Origin of the sequence: Streptomyces sp. NPDC048142 (assembly GCF_043202835.1) — a bacterium.
Classification (GTDB): domain Bacteria; phylum Actinomycetota; class Actinomycetes; order Streptomycetales; family Streptomycetaceae; genus Streptomyces.
The window spans coordinates 184213-200716 of sequence record NZ_JBIDBC010000005.1 but is presented as its reverse complement, the minus strand read 5'-3'; the positions used below and the strand labels follow the sequence as shown (position 1 = coordinate 200716).

Annotated in this window: 16 protein-coding genes; 8 read left to right on the top strand and 8 right to left on the bottom strand. The window is 72.5% G+C overall.

Features of this window, described 5'->3' with window-relative positions:
* Positions 1 to 2: 2 nt before the first annotated feature.
* The 3 genes from ACGF2Y_RS09625 to ACGF2Y_RS09615 all read right to left on the bottom strand — a co-directional run bounded on the left by ACGF2Y_RS09625 (position 3) and on the right by ACGF2Y_RS09615 (position 1545).
* Complete coding sequence (locus ACGF2Y_RS09625; protein WP_392944602.1) at positions 3 to 704, bottom strand: L,D-transpeptidase; 702 nt, start codon at positions 702 to 704, stop codon at positions 3 to 5.
* Positions 705 to 787: 83 nt separating this feature from the next.
* Positions 788 to 1114, bottom strand: a complete 327-nt coding sequence (locus ACGF2Y_RS09620) for a HEAT repeat domain-containing protein (RefSeq protein WP_392944757.1) — start codon at positions 1112 to 1114, stop codon at positions 788 to 790.
* Positions 1021 to 1545 (bottom strand): hypothetical protein, encoded by a 525-nt coding sequence (locus ACGF2Y_RS09615; protein WP_392944769.1) that lies wholly within the window; start codon positions 1543 to 1545, stop codon positions 1021 to 1023. The genes ACGF2Y_RS09620 and ACGF2Y_RS09615 overlap by 94 nt, the downstream gene beginning before the upstream one ends.
* A 337-nt stretch (positions 1546 to 1882) precedes the next feature.
* Between ACGF2Y_RS09615 and ACGF2Y_RS09610 the strand changes: the two genes are divergently transcribed.
* The 3 genes from ACGF2Y_RS09610 to ACGF2Y_RS09600 all read left to right on the top strand — a co-directional run bounded on the left by ACGF2Y_RS09610 (position 1883) and on the right by ACGF2Y_RS09600 (position 5720).
* On the top strand, positions 1883 to 3076 hold the full coding sequence (locus ACGF2Y_RS09610) for an argininosuccinate synthase (RefSeq protein ID WP_392944600.1): 1194 nt from the start codon (positions 1883 to 1885) through the stop codon (positions 3074 to 3076).
* Positions 3077 to 3208: 132 nt separating this feature from the next.
* The gene (gene argH / locus ACGF2Y_RS09605) at positions 3209 to 4636 is read left to right on the top strand and encodes an argininosuccinate lyase (protein ID WP_392944599.1); all 1428 of its coding nucleotides are present in this window, start codon (positions 3209 to 3211) and stop codon (positions 4634 to 4636) included.
* 112 nt (positions 4637 to 4748) lie between these two features.
* Positions 4749 to 5720: an aldo/keto reductase gene (locus tag ACGF2Y_RS09600; protein ID WP_392944596.1), complete on the top strand. Its 972-nt coding sequence runs from the start codon at positions 4749 to 4751 to the stop codon at positions 5718 to 5720.
* An 18-nt stretch (positions 5721 to 5738) separates the two neighbouring features.
* Here the strand turns inward: ACGF2Y_RS09600 and helR are convergent, their stop codons facing one another.
* Together helR and rox are read right to left on the bottom strand one after the other, a co-directional pair.
* Entirely contained in the window at positions 5739 to 7904 is a 2166-nt protein-coding gene (gene helR / locus ACGF2Y_RS09595; RefSeq protein WP_392944594.1) for an RNA polymerase recycling motor ATPase HelR, read from the bottom strand.
* 161 nt (positions 7905 to 8065) lie between these two features.
* A complete protein-coding gene (rox, locus tag ACGF2Y_RS09590) occupies positions 8066 to 9493 on the bottom strand; it encodes a rifampin monooxygenase (RefSeq protein ID WP_392944592.1) in 1428 nt (475 codons plus the stop codon).
* Positions 9494 to 9748: 255 nt separating this feature from the next.
* On the opposite strand from rox, the gene ACGF2Y_RS09585 reads away from it, so the two are divergent.
* A complete protein-coding gene (locus ACGF2Y_RS09585; protein WP_392944591.1) occupies positions 9749 to 10300 on the top strand; it encodes a TetR/AcrR family transcriptional regulator in 552 nt (183 codons plus the stop codon).
* Positions 10297 to 11841: an MFS transporter gene (locus tag ACGF2Y_RS09580; RefSeq protein WP_392944589.1), complete on the top strand. Its 1545-nt coding sequence runs from the start codon at positions 10297 to 10299 to the stop codon at positions 11839 to 11841. Before ACGF2Y_RS09585 ends, ACGF2Y_RS09580 begins: the two co-directional genes overlap by 4 nt.
* A 175-nt stretch (positions 11842 to 12016) precedes the next feature.
* On the opposite strand, the gene ACGF2Y_RS09575 is transcribed toward ACGF2Y_RS09580, so the two are convergent.
* A complete protein-coding gene (locus ACGF2Y_RS09575; protein ID WP_392944587.1) occupies positions 12017 to 12688 on the bottom strand; it encodes a lysophospholipid acyltransferase family protein in 672 nt (223 codons plus the stop codon).
* Between the two features lie 264 nt (positions 12689 to 12952).
* Between ACGF2Y_RS09575 and ACGF2Y_RS09570 the strand changes: the two genes are divergently transcribed.
* The 3 genes from ACGF2Y_RS09570 to ACGF2Y_RS09560 all read left to right on the top strand — a co-directional run bounded on the left by ACGF2Y_RS09570 (position 12953) and on the right by ACGF2Y_RS09560 (position 15359).
* Entirely contained in the window at positions 12953 to 14128 is a 1176-nt protein-coding gene (locus tag ACGF2Y_RS09570) for a glycerophosphodiester phosphodiesterase (protein WP_392944585.1), read from the top strand.
* Positions 14129 to 14263: 135 nt separating this feature from the next.
* Positions 14264 to 14809 carry a sigma-70 family RNA polymerase sigma factor gene (locus ACGF2Y_RS09565; RefSeq protein WP_392944583.1) on the top strand — a complete coding sequence of 182 codons (546 nt, stop codon included), beginning with the start codon at positions 14264 to 14266 and terminating at the stop codon, positions 14807 to 14809.
* Positions 14810 to 14855: 46 nt separating this feature from the next.
* On the top strand, positions 14856 to 15359 hold the full coding sequence (locus ACGF2Y_RS09560; protein WP_392944582.1) for a GNAT family N-acetyltransferase: 504 nt from the start codon (positions 14856 to 14858) through the stop codon (positions 15357 to 15359).
* Between the two features lie 37 nt (positions 15360 to 15396).
* Here the strand turns inward: ACGF2Y_RS09560 and ACGF2Y_RS09555 are convergent, their stop codons facing one another.
* Positions 15397 to 15837, bottom strand: a complete 441-nt coding sequence (locus ACGF2Y_RS09555; protein WP_392944580.1) for a hypothetical protein — start codon at positions 15835 to 15837, stop codon at positions 15397 to 15399.
* Position 15838: 1 nt separating this feature from the next.
* The gene (locus ACGF2Y_RS09550) at positions 15839 to 16198 is read right to left on the bottom strand and encodes a hypothetical protein (protein ID WP_392944578.1); all 360 of its coding nucleotides are present in this window, start codon (positions 16196 to 16198) and stop codon (positions 15839 to 15841) included.
* Between the last annotated feature and the right edge of the window lie 306 nt (positions 16199 to 16504).

The following is a 16504-nucleotide window of genomic DNA, read 5'->3' as shown; positions in this document are numbered from 1 at the left end:
CTTCAGTAGCGTGTGATCGCGGTCGGGCCCGAAACGGTCCCGACCGCGATGTGCGGTCCGCGCTCCGGGTCCGCCCAGGCGAGGATCTCCGCCATGGCGTCGGCCGGCACCGAGACGCACCCGGCCGTCGCCCCGCGCCCGTTCACATGGAGGAAGATCCCCGCGCCCCGGCCGCGTACCGGCCGGTCGTAGTTGAAGCCGATCACCAGCGCCCGTGCGTACTGCGTGCCGTAGGAGACCAGGTGCTCGGCCTCCGCCGCCCGGCAGTGCGCCGGGCGCGGTTCCACCCAACGGTTGTACGCGCGCGAGGCGTTGTCCTGGCACCACCAGGAGTCCTCGGTGACCTCGCGGTACGGATACGTCGTCCCCGCCGGGGCGTCCTCGATGCCGAAGGCGTACGGCAGGTCGTACAGCCCGGTCGGCGTGGTGCTCGTGCCCTGCTCGCGGGTGGCGCCCTCGGCCAGCCCGTTCGCCCCGAACCGCGCGGGGGCGGACCCGGCCTCCGCCCACCGGCCCCCGCGCCGCTCCCACCAGGTCACCGTGCCGGTCGTGGAGCCGCTGTCCGGGGCCTCGGCGGTGATCAGCTGGGAGCCGCCGCCCGTGTCCGCCAGCCGGTACGGCAGGGGAGGGGCGTCGGCGGGTGCGGCCGCCAGGGAGCCGGCCAGGGCGAGGAGTACGGCGGCGGTCACCCGTGATCTGCGCATGCTCCGGACCGTACGGCGGCCCCGGGGCACGCCCCACCGGACCTGCTCCGTACGGCCCAGCGGCTCACCCCGGACAGGACTTCTCACGGGTGCGGACGGGGCAGGTTCACTCCGCCGCCCCCGAGCGCTGGTGAGCAGGGCGTTCTCAGTAACCGGGCGCCGGCCCGCGGTGCCGCTTCCGCCACCCGCACCGCGCGCGGCCGGTCCGGCGCGGTCCGCTCGCGCAGCAGGGGCCCCGGAATCCCGGCGGCCGCCGGCAGCAGGGCCCGGGTCGCCGCCCGCACCACGGCCGGGCTCGGGTCGTCCAGCAACGGCGTCAGCCGATCCCGTACCGCGTGATCCAGCGCGCGCAGCCCGGTGATCGCGTGCAGCCGCACGGCGGGCAGCGGGTGCTCCAGGAGGGCCCGCAGCGTCCCGGCGTCCGTCGCGCGTTCGCCGCATTCGCCGAGCCCGGCGGCGGCTCCCGGATGCGCGGCGGGATCGGCGCACAGCTCCGGTGGGCCGTCAGCGCCGGCACATCCGCCGCCGGGCCCTCCCGCAGCGCGTCCTCCAGCAGGGCACGGGCGAAGCCGCCCCGGGCCCGCCGCGACAGCGGCGGGATCAGTTCGGCCAGCGGGATCAGGGCGCTCCCGGGCAGTTCGGCGAGCAGTGTCCGGGAGCGCTCGCGCACCGGAGGAACCCAGTCCGCGCACCGCACCACCAGGAGCGGGCGCAGCTCCGGGGCGGCGCGGACCGCGTCCGGGGCCGCCTGCCGGATCCGCCCGTCCGCGTGGCCAGGGCGGTCGCGGGTGGCGTCCCGACCGGCCGTCCCGGCTCCTCGGGCGGGCGGGGCGGCAGCCATGGTCGGTCGCTTACGCCGGCGTCGAAGGCCACCCACGCCTGGGCCGATGCGCTGTCCGCCGCCTCGTCCGGCGAAGCTTCCCCGCCCGCCCGCACCAGGGCTCTCAGCGTCTCCCCGTCACTGCCGTTCATCACGGCCCCCCTCCCCGTCGTCGGATGCCGATGCCAAGGGCTGTGCCGCCAGGGATGACGGGACAGCCGAGCGGCGTTCCGGCCCAGGAGCATCGGCATTCTCCGTCCGTACGGCCAATTTCACCGCTCTGACCTGCCGTTTTGACAAACAATACGGAGGACCGCATAGTTATACCCATCAGTGATTGCACCGTAAGGAGAAACCCGTGACCGAGCGCGTCGTACTCGCCTACTCGGGCGGCCTGGACACCTCCGTCGCCATCGGCTGGATCGCCGAGGAGACGGGCGCCGAGGTCATCGCCGTTGCCGTGGACGTCGGCCAGGGCGGCGAGGACCTGGACGTCATCCGCAAGCGCGCGCTCGCCTGCGGTGCCGTCGAAGCCGAGGTCGCGGACGCCAAGGACGAGTTCGCCGAGGAGTACTGCCTCCCGGCGATCAAGGCCAACGCCCTCTACATGGACCGCTACCCGCTGGTCTCGGCCCTCTCCCGGCCGACCATCGTCAAGCACCTCGTCGCCGCCGCCCACAAGCACGACGCCGGGATCGTCGCCCACGGCTGCACCGGCAAGGGCAACGACCAGGTCCGCTTCGAGGCCGGCATCTCGGCGCTCGGCCCCGACCTGAAGTGCATCGCCCCGGTCCGCGACTACGCGATGACCCGGGACAAGGCGATCGCCTTCTGCGAGGACAAGAACCTCCCGATCGCGACCACCAAGAAGTCCCCGTACTCCATCGACCAGAACGTCTTCGGGCGCGCCGTCGAGACGGGCTTCCTGGAGGACATCTGGAACGCGCCGATCGAGGACATCTACGAGTACACCGAGAACCCCGCCACCCCGCGCGAGGCCGACGAGGTCGTCATCTCCTTCAAGGAGGGCGTGCCCGTCGCCATCGACGGCCGTCCCGTCACCGTCCTCCAGGCGATCCAGCAGCTCAACGAGCGGGCCGGAGCGCAGGGCATCGGCCGGATCGACATGGTCGAGGACCGGCTCGTGGGCATCAAGTCCCGCGAGGTGTACGAGGCGCCCGGCGCGATCGCGCTGATCACCGCCCACCAGGAGCTGGAGAACGTCACCGTCGAGCGCGAGCTGGCCCGCTACAAGCGGCAGGTCGAGCAGCGGTGGGGCGAGATGGTCTACGACGGCCTGTGGTTCTCCCCGCTCAAGCGGGCGCTCGACGGCTTCATCAACGAGGCCAACCAGCACGTCACCGGCGACATCCGGATGACCCTGCACGCCGGCCGCGCCGTCGTCACCGGCCGGAAGTCCAGCGAGTCCCTGTACGACTTCAACCTCGCCACCTACGACTCGGGCGACACCTTCGACCAGTCCAAGGCGCAGGGCTTCATCGAGATCTTCGGTCTCTCCTCGAAGATCGCCGCGAAGCGCGACCTCGGCTGACCCTCCTTCGTTGTACAGCCGCCTCCCCGTCGTCACGCGGCAGGGAGGCGGCCGCATATCCGCACCTTCCGCCCTGGCCTTCTGTCCCGGCCTTCCGCCCTGGCCTCGGCCTTTGCCCTTGAGGAGCACGCAGTGAGCAGCAACAACGGTGACGTCCGGCTCTGGGGCGCGCGTTTCGCCGACGGACCGGCCGAGGCGCTGGCCAAGCTGTCGGCCTCCGTCCACTTCGACTGGCGGCTCGCGCCGTACGACATCGCCGGCTCCCGCGCCCACGCCCGCGTCCTCAAGAAGGCGGGCCTGCTCAGCGAGGATGAGCTGACCCGGATGCTCGACGGGCTCGACCGGCTCGAAGCCGACGTCGCCGACGGCTCCTTCACCGGCACGATCGCCGACGAGGACGTCCACACCGCCCTGGAACGCGGACTCCTCGAGCGCCTCGGCGCGGACCTCGGCGGCAAGCTGCGGGCCGGCCGGTCCCGCAACGACCAGATCGCCACGCTCTTCCGGATGTACCTGCGCGACCACGCCCGGACCATCGGCGGCCTGATCGCCGACCTCCAGAGCGCGCTGGTGGGCCTCGCCGAGGCCCACGCGGATGTCGCGATGCCGGGCCGGACCCACCTCCAGCACGCCCAGCCCGTCCTCTTCGCCCACCATGTGCTCGCCCATGTGCAGTCCCTCTCCCGGGACGCCGAGCGGCTGCGCCAGTGGGACGGGCGCACGGCCGTCTCCCCGTACGGTTCCGGGGCGCTCGCCGGGTCCTCGCTCGGGCTCGACCCGGAGGCGGTCGCCGCCGACCTGGGATTCGAGCGCGGCTCGGTCGCCAACTCCATCGACGGCACCGCCTCGCGGGACTTCGTCGCGGAGTTCGCCTTCATCACCGCGATGATCGGCGTCAACCTCTCCCGGATCGCGGAGGAGGTCATCATCTGGAACACGAAGGAGTTCTCCTTCGTCACCCTGCACGACGCCTTCTCCACCGGCTCCTCGATCATGCCGCAGAAGAAGAACCCGGACATCGCGGAGCTGGCCCGGGGCAAGTCCGGCCGCCTCATCGGCAACCTGACCGGCCTGCTCGCCACGCTCAAGGCGCTCCCGCTCGCGTACAACCGCGACCTCCAGGAGGACAAGGAGCCCGTCTTCGACTCCTGCGACCAGCTGGAGGTCCTGCTGCCCGCCTTCACCGGCATGATGGCCACCCTCACCGTCAACCGCGAGCGCATGGAGGAGCTGGCCCCGGCGGGCTTCTCGCTCGCGACCGACATCGCGGAGTGGCTGGTCAAGCAGGGTGTCCCCTTCCGGGTGGCGCACGAGGTGGCCGGCGCCTGCGTCAAGGAGTGCGAGCGGCACGGCATCGAGCTCGACCAGCTCAGCGACGAGCAGTTCGCCGGGATCTCCGAGCACCTCACCCCCGAGGTCCGCACCGTCCTCCATGTGCGGGGTGCCCTCGCCTCCCGCGACGGCCGGGGCGGAACGGCCCCCTCCGCCGTGGCCGTCCAGCTCGCCGAGGTGAAGGAGGACCTCGCCGCTCAGCACGCCTGGGCGACCGCCCGCCCGTAGGAAGCGCCGGGCAGGTGCGCGTGGCCGTGGCGCCGCACCGGATGGCCGAAGGGTGTCGCGGTCCGCGTTCATCGGGGTAGGAGTATCCGAAACCCGACCCGAGGAGCCCGCGATGCCCTTCGCCGCCCTGGCCGCCGCGACGACCCCGACCGCCCACATCGGGCTGGGCCTGGCCGCCGTGGGAAGGCCCGGCTACATCAATCTGCACCGAGACCGGGACCTGCCCGCCGACCGGGGCGTCGACGCCCTGCGCACCCGTACCTACGAACTGCTGGACGCCGCCTACGCCCAGGGCGTCCGGTACGTCGACACCGCCCGCTCCTACGGCCGCGCCGAGGAGTTCCTGGGCGAGTGGCTGGACGCCCGGCCCTCGTTCACCGACCTCGTCGTCGGCAGCAAGTGGGGTTACACCTACACCGCCGACTGGAGCGTCGAGGCCGAGGAACACGAGGTCAAGGACCACGGCCTCGCCACCTTCGAGCGCCAGTACGCCGAGACCCGGGACCTCCTCGGCGACCGGCTGAGCCTCTACCAGGTCCACTCGCTCACCCCGGACAGCCCGGCCCTCGCCGACAAGGAGCTCCACGAACGCCTGGCCGCACTCGCCGCCGACGGCGTCACCGTCGGCTTCTCCACCAGCGGGCCCGCCCAGGCCGACGCGATCCGGGCCGCCCTCGCCGTCACGGTCGACGGCGAGCCCCTCTTCCGTACGGTCCAGGCCACCTTCAACGCCCTGGAGACCTCGGCCGCGCCCGCGCTCGCCGAGGCCCACGACGCCGGCGTCACCGTGATCGTCAAGGAGGCCATGGCCAACGGGCGGCTCGCCGGGGACGAGGCCCCCGCCGTGTTCCGGGAGATCGCCGCCGGCGCGGGCGTGGGCGGCGACGCGGTCGCCCTCGCCCTGGTCCTGCACCAGCCCTGGGCGGGCGTCGTGCTCTCCGGAGCCGCCACGGTGGGCCAGCTCTCCGGCAATCTGCACGCCGCCGTCGTCGACCTGGACGACGAGCAGCGGGCCCGCCTCGACGCCCTGGTCGAGGAACCGGAGGCCTACTGGCGGCATCGCGCCGGTCTGCCCTGGCACTGAAGCCCGCCCCGCCGGCGCTCAGGAACGCGTCAGGACGACGAGTTCCCGGGTCGCCCGGGTCATCGCGACATAGCGGTCCACCGCCCCCTCGACGCCCTCGCCGAACTGCTCCGGGCCGACGAGGACGACCAGGTCGAACTCCAGGCCCTTCGACAGCTCCGGCGTCAGCGACCGCACGCGGGGCGTCGCCCGGAACGCGGGGTCGCCGATGACACAGGCGATCCCGTCGTCGTGCGCGGCGAGCCAGTCGCCGAGGATCCTGTCCAGGTCCTCGGCGGGGCCGTGCGTGACGGGGATGCCGCCGCTGCGGACGGAGGCCGGCACATTGGCGTCGGGGAGCACGGCCCGGACGACCGGCTCCGCCTCCGCCATGATCTCCTCCGGCGTCCGGTAGTTGATGGTCAGGGAGGCCAGGGTGATCCGGTCGAGCCCGACCCGCTCCAGCCGCTCCCGCCACGACTCGGTGAACCCGTGCCGGGCCTGCGCACGGTCCCCGACGACGGTGAAGCTCCGGGACGGGCACCGCCGGAGCAGCATCTGCCACTGGGCGTCGGTCAGTTCCTGGGCCTCGTCCACGACGATGTGCGCGAAGGGTCCGGCCAGCAGGTCGGGTTCGGCGCCGCTCGGCCGGCCGGCGGTCGCCAGCGACTCCCGCAGGTCGCCCCCGCGCAGCATCATCAGCGCGCCCTCGCCGTCCGCGTCGGCGTCGACCAGGGTCTCGTCGGCGAGCAGGCCCTCGATGACGTGGTTCATCCGCTCGCGTTCGGCGGCGGCTGCCGCCTCCTGACGGCGGGTGCGGCGGGACGCCTCCGGGTCGCCGAGCCGCTGCCGTGCCGCGTCCAGGAGAGGCAGGTCGGACACCGTCCACGTCCGGGCGTCCGCGCGCTGCAGCCGCCGGACCTCCTCGGAGGTCAGCCAGGGGGCGCACTTGCGCAGGTACGCGGGTACGGACCAGAGGTCGCCGACGAGGTCGGCCGCCTCGATCAGCGGCCAGGCGCGGTCGAAGAGGGCGAAGAGCTCGCGGTTCTGCCGCAGGGAGGCGCGCAGCGCTTCCTCCGGGGCGTCGCCGTCGTGCTTGTCCACGAGGATCGTGAGCAGCTCCTCCCAGATCTGCTCGCGCGCCTCGTTGTGCGGAGTGCCCGGGTCCGCCGCCCCGAACGCCGAGGCCCAGTCGGTGGGGCCGAGCCAGATGTCGGACCAGTGCGTCTCCACGCGTACGCCCTCGGCGGGTGGCTCCTCGTAGAAGCGGACGGCCGGCTCGACCGCCTTCACCAGCTCCGCCGACGCCTTCAGGCGGGCCACCTCCGGATCGGTCTCGGCCCCCGCCGCCGCGCCCTCGGCGACCAGGTCCCGCAGGGTGCACGTCTGCACGCCCTCCTCCCCGAGGCTGGGCAGGACATCGGCGACGTACCCCAGATAGGGCTCGTGCGGTCCGACGAACAGCACACCGCCCCTGCGGTGGCCGAGGCGCGGGTCGGAGTACAGGAGATAGGCGGAGCGGTGCAGCGCGACGACGGTCTTCCCGGTGCCCGGCCCGCCGTCGACGACGAGCGTGCCCCGGGAGCCCGCCCGGATGACGGCGTCCTGGTCGGCCTGGATGGTGCCCAGCACATCGCGCATCCGGGCCGACCGGTTGCCGCCCAGACTGGCGATGAACGCGGACCGGTCGTCCAGCGCGGCATGCCCGGCGAACCCTTCCGGGGCGAACACCTCGTCCCAGTAGTCGCTGATCCGGCCGCCGGTCCAGCGGTAGCGTCGGCGGCTCGCCAGGCCCATCGGGTCGGCATGGGTGGCCCCGAAGAACGGCTCGGCCGCGGGGGAACGCCAGTCGAGCAGCAGGCGGCGGCCGGTGCTGTCGGTCAGCCCGAGCCGTCCCACGTACAGCGGCCCGGAGCCGTCCGCGGCGACCATGCGCCCCAGGCACAGGTCCAGGCCGAACCGGCGCAGGGCGCGCAGCCGGGCGGTCAGCCGGTGGATCTCCACGTCCCGGTCCATCGCCTGTCGGCCCGGCCCGCCGGGCGCCCTGCGTGCGGCCGAGAGCCGGTCGCTCAGCTCGGCGACCGACTGTTCCAGGCAGTGGGCGATGTCCGCGAAGTGCTGCTCGTCATCGGCGATCAGCGCCGGGTCGGCCTTGGAGGAGAGGCGGTCGGGGAGGTCGAACGCGCTGGTGGTCAGGGAATTCACGTAGTCGGTTCCGATCTGCGGTGCGTACGTACAGGGGTGGCGTTCCCTCGGGCGGGATCGAGCGGGATCGGGGGAGATCGGGCGGGCGCGGCGGCCGGGAGCTCGGGGGAGGCGTGGCGTCCGGTCCGGCGGTCCGCCGGTGTGCGGTGTGCTGTGCGTGGTCAGGCGGCGGGTGCCCCGAACCACCGGGCCATCGCGTCGAGCAGCTCCGCCCCCTCCTGTCCGGCCCAGGCCACATGGCCGTCCGGCCGCAGCAGTACGGCGGGGGCGTCGAGGCCCTCGGCGACGTCGACGACATGGTCGACCCGGTCCGCCCAGCCCGCCACGGACAGCCGGCCGGTGCTGTCGAGCAGCAGCCCGCGGCCGTCGTGCGTGAGGTCGTAGAGCCGGCCCCGCTTCAGCGGCAGGTCCCGCATCCGCCGGCCCAGCAGATCGTGGCCCTCGCCGAAGTCGTAACGGACGTCGACCGCGGTGACCATCCCGGTCATGTACGCGTTGACCTCCTCGAAGTCCATCAGCCGGGAGAGCAGCTCCCGCAGCGCGACCGCGCCCGGAGAGGTGCCCAGCAGCGTGATCTGGGCCCGGGTGTTGTCCAGGACGCGCGCGCCCACCGGGTGCCGCTCGGCGTGGTAGCTGTCCAGCAGCTCTTCCGGCGCCCAGCCGTTGACCGTCGCGGCCAGCTTCCAGCCGAGGTTGAACGCGTCCTGCACCCCGAGGTTGAGCCCCTGCCCGCCGGTCGGCGGGTGGATGTGCGCCGCGTCGCCGGCCAGCAGGACCCGGCCGACCCGGTAGCGCTCGGCCTGCCGGGTGGCGTCGCCGAACCGGGACAGCCAGCGGGGCGAGTGGACGCCGAAGTCGGTGCCCGCGACGGCCCGCAGCCGCTGCCTGAACTCCTCCAGGGTCGGTGCCGTCGCCCGGTCGCCGGACACTCCTTCGGCGGGCACGATCACCCGGAAGGTGCCGTCGCCGTTGGGGACGGTGCCGAACCGCAGCTGCGTTCTGCGGACCTCCTCGACGACGGCGGCGACCTTCGCCGGGTCCTCGGTCATCTCCATGTCGCCGAGCAGCGTCTCGACCGTGGCGGGCTGCCCGGCGAAGTCGACGCCGAGCTGCTTGCGCACCGTGCTGCGCCCGCCGTCGCACCCGACGACGTACCGCGAGCGCAGGCGCGTGCCGTCCACCAGCTCGACGGTCACTCCCTCCGCGCCCTGGCTCAGCCGGGCCACCTCGCAGCCGCGCCGGATCTCGGCGCCCAGCTCGACGGCACGTTCGCGGAGCAGTCGCTCGGTCACCGGCTGCAGGGTGGAAAGGCCGTACGGATGCGCGGTGTCCAGGCGGTCCGGCCACGGTTTCTGAATGCCGCCGAAGAATCCGCCCGCCTGGAATGTCTCACTGACCGCGAGGAACCGGTCCAGCAGCCCGCGCTGGTCCATCACCTCGACGCTGCGCACATGCAGTCCGCGCCCCCGGGACTCCCTGGTCGGTTCCGCCAGCTTCTCCAGCACGACCGTGTGCACTTTGGCCAGCCGCAGCTCGGCGGCCAGCATCAGGCCGGTCGGCCCCCCGCCGACGACGATCACGTCGATCATCACCATTCCCCCTTCGTCGACGTCGAACGAGCCTGAACACGGGAATTCGACTTCCTGGATTCGGGCTTCGGCGGACGATTCTGCGGGATATGGGGGGCCTTGCCGCAAGGCCCCCCATGCGCTATAAGTTAGGAGTGGCAAGGAGTGGTGTTACCTCCTGCCTCTTTCTTTTTTCTCCCCGTTCTTTCCTTCCCTCCCGGCACCCTCACACCCTTCGATGAGACGAGCATGTCTCATATGGGTTATGGTCGTCTCATGACTCTCGACCGTGAGCAGGTGCTGCGCAGCGCCGCCGCCCTGCTGTCCCGCAAATCGACCGCCACCATGGACGAGGTCGCCAAGGCGGCGGGCATCGGCCGGGCCACCCTCCACCGCCACTTCGCCGGGCGCGACGCCCTGGTGAAGGCGCTGGAGGATCTCGGCATCCAGGAGTTCGAGGCGGCCCTGGACGCCGCCCGGCTCGACGAGAGCACGTCCGAGGAGGGGCTGCGCCGCCTCATCGCGGCCGTCGAGCCCAGCGCCGGACTGCTGTCCTTCCTCGTCAACGAGAGCCAGCTCTTCGAGGGCGACGAGGTCAACGAGGGCTGGAACCGGGCCGACGCCCGCGTCTCCGCCTTCTTCCGCCGTGGCCAGGAACGCGGCGAATTCCGTATCGACCTCACCCCCGCCTGGCTGACGGAGGCCCTCTACGGGCTCATCGGCACCGGCGCCTGGGCCGTCCAGGCGGGACGGGTCGCCGCACAGGATTTCCAGCACATGATCGTCGAGTTGCTGCTCGGCGGAGCACGCCGGAGCGTGGAGCAATGACCAGCATCGACCAGAACCCGGACACCATGGACGCGGTACGCCGCCCGGGGCGGTGGGTCGCGCTCGCCGTCCTCGTCCTCGCCGTGCTGCTGGTGGCCGTGGACGCGACCGTCCTCGGTCTCGCCACCCCGTTCCTCAGTGAGGACCTCGAACCGACCGGTACCCAGCTGCTCTGGATCGGTGACGTCTACTCCTTCGTCATCGCCGGTCTGCTCGTCTCGATGGGCAGCCTCGGCGACCGCATCGGCCGCAAGAAGCTGCTGCTGGTCGGTGCCGTCGCGTTCGGCGCGGTCTCCGTGCTCAACGCGTACGCGACCACGCCGGAGATGATGATCGTGGCCAGGGCGCTGCTCGGTGTGGCGGGCGCCACCCTGATGCCGTCCACCCTCGCCCTGATCCGCAACCTCTTCCACGACCCGCGCGAGCGCAGCCTCGCCATCGGTATCTGGGGAGCGATGGCCTCGGCGGGAGCGGCCGTCGGCCCGGTCGTCGGCGGGTTCCTGCTCGAACACTTCTGGTGGGGTTCGGTCTTCCTCATCAACCTGCCCGTGATGGCCGTCCTCGTCGTCGTCGGCATCAAGCTGATCCCCGAGTCCAAGAACCCGGCCCCCGGCCCGTGGGACCTGCTCAGCGTGGTGCTCTCCCTGGTCGGCATGATCGGTGTCGTGTACGCGATCAAGGAGGCGGCCTCGCACGGGATGAGCTGGGAGGCCGGGGCGGCGGCCGTCCTCGGCGCCGGCGCGCTCGCCTGGTTCGTCCGCAGGCAACTGCGGCTGCCCGCGCCCCTGCTGGACATGCGGCTCTTCCACCACCGGGGGTTCTCCGGCGCGGTCCTCGCCGACCTGCTGACCATCCTCGGCCTGTCGGGCCTGGTCTTCTTCCTCTCCCAGTTCCTGCAACTGGTGCAGGACCGGGGCCCGCTGGAGGCCGGACTCGCCGAACTGCCCGCCGCGATCGGCGCGGTGACCGCCGGTCTGCTGGCCGGATTCGCCGCCCGCCGCTTCTCGGTCCGCTCCGTCGTCTCCGGCGGCCTCGCCGCGGTCGGCCTCGCTCTGGGCAGTGTGACCCTGCTCGACCAGCACACCGGCTATCCGCTGCTCGGCGCCATGCTGCTGGTCGTCGGCGTCGGCGCCGGCTTCGCCTTCACCGTCACCGCCGACGTGATCCTCTCCAGCGTCCCCAAGGAGCAGGCGGGCTCCGCGTCCGCCGTCTCGGAGACCGCGTACGAACTGGGCGCGGCCCTCGGCATCGCCCTGCTCGGCTCCATCGTCACCGGCGTCTACCGGGGCTTCCCGACCCCGTCCGGCATCCCCGCCGACGTCGAGTCGGCCGCCCACGAGTCGCTGGGCGGGGCGGTGGAGGCCGCCGGGGCACTGCCCGCCGCCCAGGCGGGGCCGCTGGTCTCGGCGGCCCAGGAGGCGTTCGTCGACGGACTGCGGTCGGCTGCGGGCGTCGGCTCGGCGGTGCTGCTGGCGGCGGCCGTCGCCGCCTGGTTCCTGCTGCGGGGCCAGAAGCTGGAGGACGGCGTCGAGCACCCGTAGAGCCTGCGACCGTACGGCGAAGGGCCCGCATCCCCCCACGCGGGGGGTGCGGGCCCCTCGGCGCGAAGCGCCGTACGGACCGGGCCGCCTTCTCGTTCGCCGAGCTTCGTCAGCCGCCTCGGCCTTCGTAGCCGCGCTTCGTCGGACGGCCTTGGCTTTTGGTGGTCGCGCCAGGTCAGGCGGCCTTGGCCTTCGTCGCGTACATGTCCACGTACTCCTGGCCGGACAGCCGCATCACCTCGGCCATCACCGAGTCCGTCACCGCCCGCAGCACATAGCGGTCGCGGTCCATGCCCTCGTACCGGGAGAACTCCATCGGCTCGCCGAAGCGCACCGTGACCTTGCCCGGCCGGGGCAGGCCCGCGCCGCCCGGCTGCAGCTTGTCGGTGCCGATCATCGCGAAGGGGATCACCGGCGCGCCCGTCATCAGCGTCAGCCGCGCGATGCCCGTACGGCCCCGGTAGAGCCGGCCGTCGGGGGAGCGGGTGCCCTCCGGGTAGATCGCGAAGGCCTTCCCCTCCTCCAGCACCCGGCGGCCCGTCATCAGCGCCGCGACCCCGCCCCGGCCGCCGTCCCGGTCCACCGGGATCATGCCGGAGCCGGTGAAGAACCAGGCCATCAGCTTGCCCTTGAGGCCCTTGCCGGTGACGTACTCGTCCTTGCCGATGTAGAACACCGGCCGGTCGCAGCAGATCGGCATGATCATCGAGTCGATGAACGTGAGGTGGTTGCCCGCGAGGATCACCGGCCCGGTCCCGGGAATGTTCTCGGCGCCTTCCACCTGCGGGCGGAACATCAGGCGCAGAATCGGTCCGAGCACTGCCTTGATGACCGTGAGACGGGACAACGGTTCCTCCGGTGTCGTGGCCGGGCCGGCCGCGGTGGATCGGGGTCCACCGGGCGGTGGCCTGTGCCGACGGATGATGGTCGGTGCAGGTGAGGACGATACTCGCGGGTATGTGCTGATCGCACATCGGGTTCACGAAGCGGATACGCGGTGTTGACGTGTGTTTCCGCCATGTTGGCCGAAGGGCCGTCCTCCCGTACGCCTCCCAGCCTACGATCGGGCCTCGCTCGACCGGTCCCGGACATCACCAAGCGAGGAGCAGTCATGACGGAGCCTGCATGGACGACCCCCGGCCGGCGGACCCTTCTGGGCGCCGCGGCCCTCGGCACCGCCGCCCTGGGCCTGCCCGCCGCCGCCCAGGCCGCCGAGCGGGGCCGCGGTCACGGCGGCGGTCACGGTCACGGCCGCGGCCACGGATCGCTGCGCGATCTGCCCGTACCGACGGTGATCGGCCACCGCGGGGCCAGCGGCTACCGCCCCGAGCACACCCTCGGCTCCTACCAGCTGGCCCTCGACCTGGGCGCGCACATCATCGAGCAGGACCTCGTGCCGACCAAGGACGGGCATCTCGTCTGCCGCCACGAGAACGACATCACCGCCACCACCGACGTCGCCGACCACCCCGAGTTCGCCGGCCGCAGAACCACCAAGAGCATCGACGGACACTCGCTGACCGGCTGGTTCACCGAGGACTTCACCCTCGCCGAGCTGAAGACCCTGCGGGCCAAGGAGCGGATCCCGGGCAACCGTCCGGACAACACCCTCTACGACGGCCGCTGGACGATCCCCACCTTCGAGGAGGTCCTGCGCTGGGCCGAGAAGGAGGGCCGCAAGCGCGGCAAGCCCGTCTGGCTGTACGTCGAGACCAAGCACCCCACCTACTTCCGGGGGCTCGGCCTCGGCCTGGAGGAGCCGCTCGCCCGGCTGCTGCGCCGCTACGGCCGGGACCGCAGGAACTCCTCGCTCATCCTCCAGTCCTTCGAGCCGAGCTCCATCCAGCGCCTCGCACGCCTCGTCGGCACCCCGCGCATCGTCCTGCTCTCCGGCCCGAAGGCGCGCCCCTGGGACTTCGTCGAGTCGGGCGACCCGCGTACCGTCGCCGACCTGGTGAAGCCCGCCGGGCTGCGTTGGATGGCCTCCTTCGCGCAGGGCATCGGACCCACCCTCGACCTCGTCATTCCCAAGGACGCCTCCGGACGGCTCACCACCCCGACCACGCTCGTACGGGACGCGCACGCCAAGGGCCTGGTGCTGCACCCGTACACGATGCGCAACGAGAACAGCTTCCTGCCCGCCGACTTCCGGCGCGGCACCGATCCCAACGCCTACGGGGACGTGTTCGGCGCCTACGCCGCGTACTTCGCCACCGGCATCGACGGCGTCTTCGCCGACCAACCGGACACGGCGCTGCTCGCGGCGGCGGACCACGACGGTCGCTGACCCGGTACGGAGATGTCCCGTACGCGGCTGACGGCGGCCCGGACCGCCGTCAGCCACGTGCCCCGGCGTGCCCCGGTCGGGTGGTGCCGGGGCTCCGGGGCAACCGGTGGCCGTCACCGGCACGTCCGCCGGGACATGACGCTTCTCGATCATGACCGCGACCCGGCCGCTTCCACCGCCCTCGTCGTCCGCGCCTTACAGCCCCTGGTCCGCGCGGAGGCGAGGGCGGAGGCCCCGGCCGCCGGGCTCGACCCCGCCGACCTCGAACAGAGCGTCTGGGTACGGCTGCTGGAGCGCCCCGCGGCGGCCGTACCACCCGCCGACGCGGCCCGCTGGGTGCGCGACACCGTACGGGCCGAGGCCCGCCGCGGACGCCGCACGGCCCGGCGGGAACGCCCGTACACCGGTACGGAACCCGCCACCGGTCCGGCCGACTGTCCGGAACGCGCCGCCCTCGGGGCCGCCGAACGCCGGGCGCTGCGCTCCGCGATGGCGCGTCTGCCCGGACGCTGCCCCCGGCTGCTGGAGGCGATGCTCGCCCCCAGCGACCCGACCTACCGGGAAATCGCAGGGGAGTTGGGTATGTCACAGGGGAGCTTGGGCCCGATCCGTTCCCGTTGCCTTGGATGTCTGCGCAGAATGCTGGCTGCGGAGGTTGTCGCCCCATCCGTGCGGGGATAGGGAGCGGTAGGCAACCGGCGGACAGGTGAGCGGGAGGCGTGCACACATGGGCATGAGCGTGACCATCTCGGCGGCGACGGCACAGGACGTCGAGCAGATCTTCAGACTTCAGTACCTCTGCTTCCAGCGCGAGGCGGAGCTGTACGACAACTACCGGATCGACCCGCTCGTCCAGAGCCTCGCATCGCTGCGCGCCGAAGTCGCCGACGACCTGGTGTTCGTGGCCCGGCTCGGGGACGAAGTCGTCGGCTCGGTCCGGGGATTCACCGAACCCGACGGCACGGGCCTCATCGGCAAGCTCTGCGTCCACCCCCGGCTCCAGGGCCACGGCCTCGGCGCCCGGCTGCTGCTGGCCGCCGAGTCGGCGCTCTTCGCCGAGCGGGCGGCGACCCGCTTCCGGCTGCACAGCGGACACCGCAGCGAGGGCAATCTGCGGCTCTACCGGCGGGCCGGATACGCCCAGGTCGGGGACGTCACCGGAGCGGACGGCGTCCGGATGGTCCTGCTGGAGAAGGACGCCGCCGACCGGGACTACGTGGCCAGCGCCTGACCGTGCGCCGCGCGCGGCGGGCCGGAACGAGAGGCCCTCAGACCGCTACCGTCTTCGCGCGGCGCAGCCAGATCATCCCCGTGACCGGCAGGATCACCGGGATGAAGAGGTAGCCCATCCCGAAGTCCGACCACACCGTCGAGTCCGGGAACGCGGCCGGCTCGGCCAGCGTCCACGCGCCGACGACCAGCACGCCCAGCAGCTCCCCGGCACAGCACACCAGCGCCGCCCGGCGGGCCTTCTCCCCGCCGCGCACCAGGGAGTACGCGATGAAGCCGTACACCAGCGCCGCGACGGCCGAGAGCGCGTACGCCAGCGGCGCCCGGTCGAAGCCCCTGGCCATCTCGACGATCGTGCGCGAGGCCGCAGCGACCGTGAACACCCCGTAGAACCAGACCAGGACCCGGCCGGGACCGGTGCCCAGGTCGAAGGAACGTTCGGGGGTCGTCGCCACCTCGGGGCGGTCGGTGTCGCTCACGTCAGTTTCCCCAGATGTCATGGAGCCGGACTTCCAGAACCGCCAGCACGACCGCGCCCGCCGCCACCGTGACCGAGCCCCAGCGGGTCCGCTCGGTCAACGACAGGACTCCGGCCGAGGGCACGGCGGCGAACGAACCGGCCAGATAGGCGATGAACACCGCCATCCCCTGCTCCGGCCGCTCCCCGCGCGCCAGCTGCACCACGCCCACCACCAACTGGGCCAGCGCCAGCACGGAGACGACCGCCATCCCGATGAAATGCCAGTCCTTCGTCGGCTGGTCCCGGTAGGCGGCGTGTCCGCACCAGGCGGCAAGGGCGAGCGCGGCCACGGCGACCGCGACCGTCAGGGCGTCAAGCATGAGTCGAGGGTATTACGGACGGAACGCCCGCCCGCGTGCGGCCCCGGCCACGACGGACCGGGCCGGAAGCGGGCCGGGAAGGGCCCCGCGGGCGATGGCCGCCCCTCGCGGCGAGCATCGTGGCCTTGGCCACAACCGGCGGAGGGAGTTCCGCTCCCCGGATGTCCGGACGCCCTGGAACGTACCCCCGCAATACCCTTGTCCCCGCTGGTCACAGACGTGTGCCGACAGTGGGGCAGTGGAACCGGAACATGACCGTCCAACCGTCCAGCGCTGTCCGCTATGCGGACAGCCGGGATCGCCGAG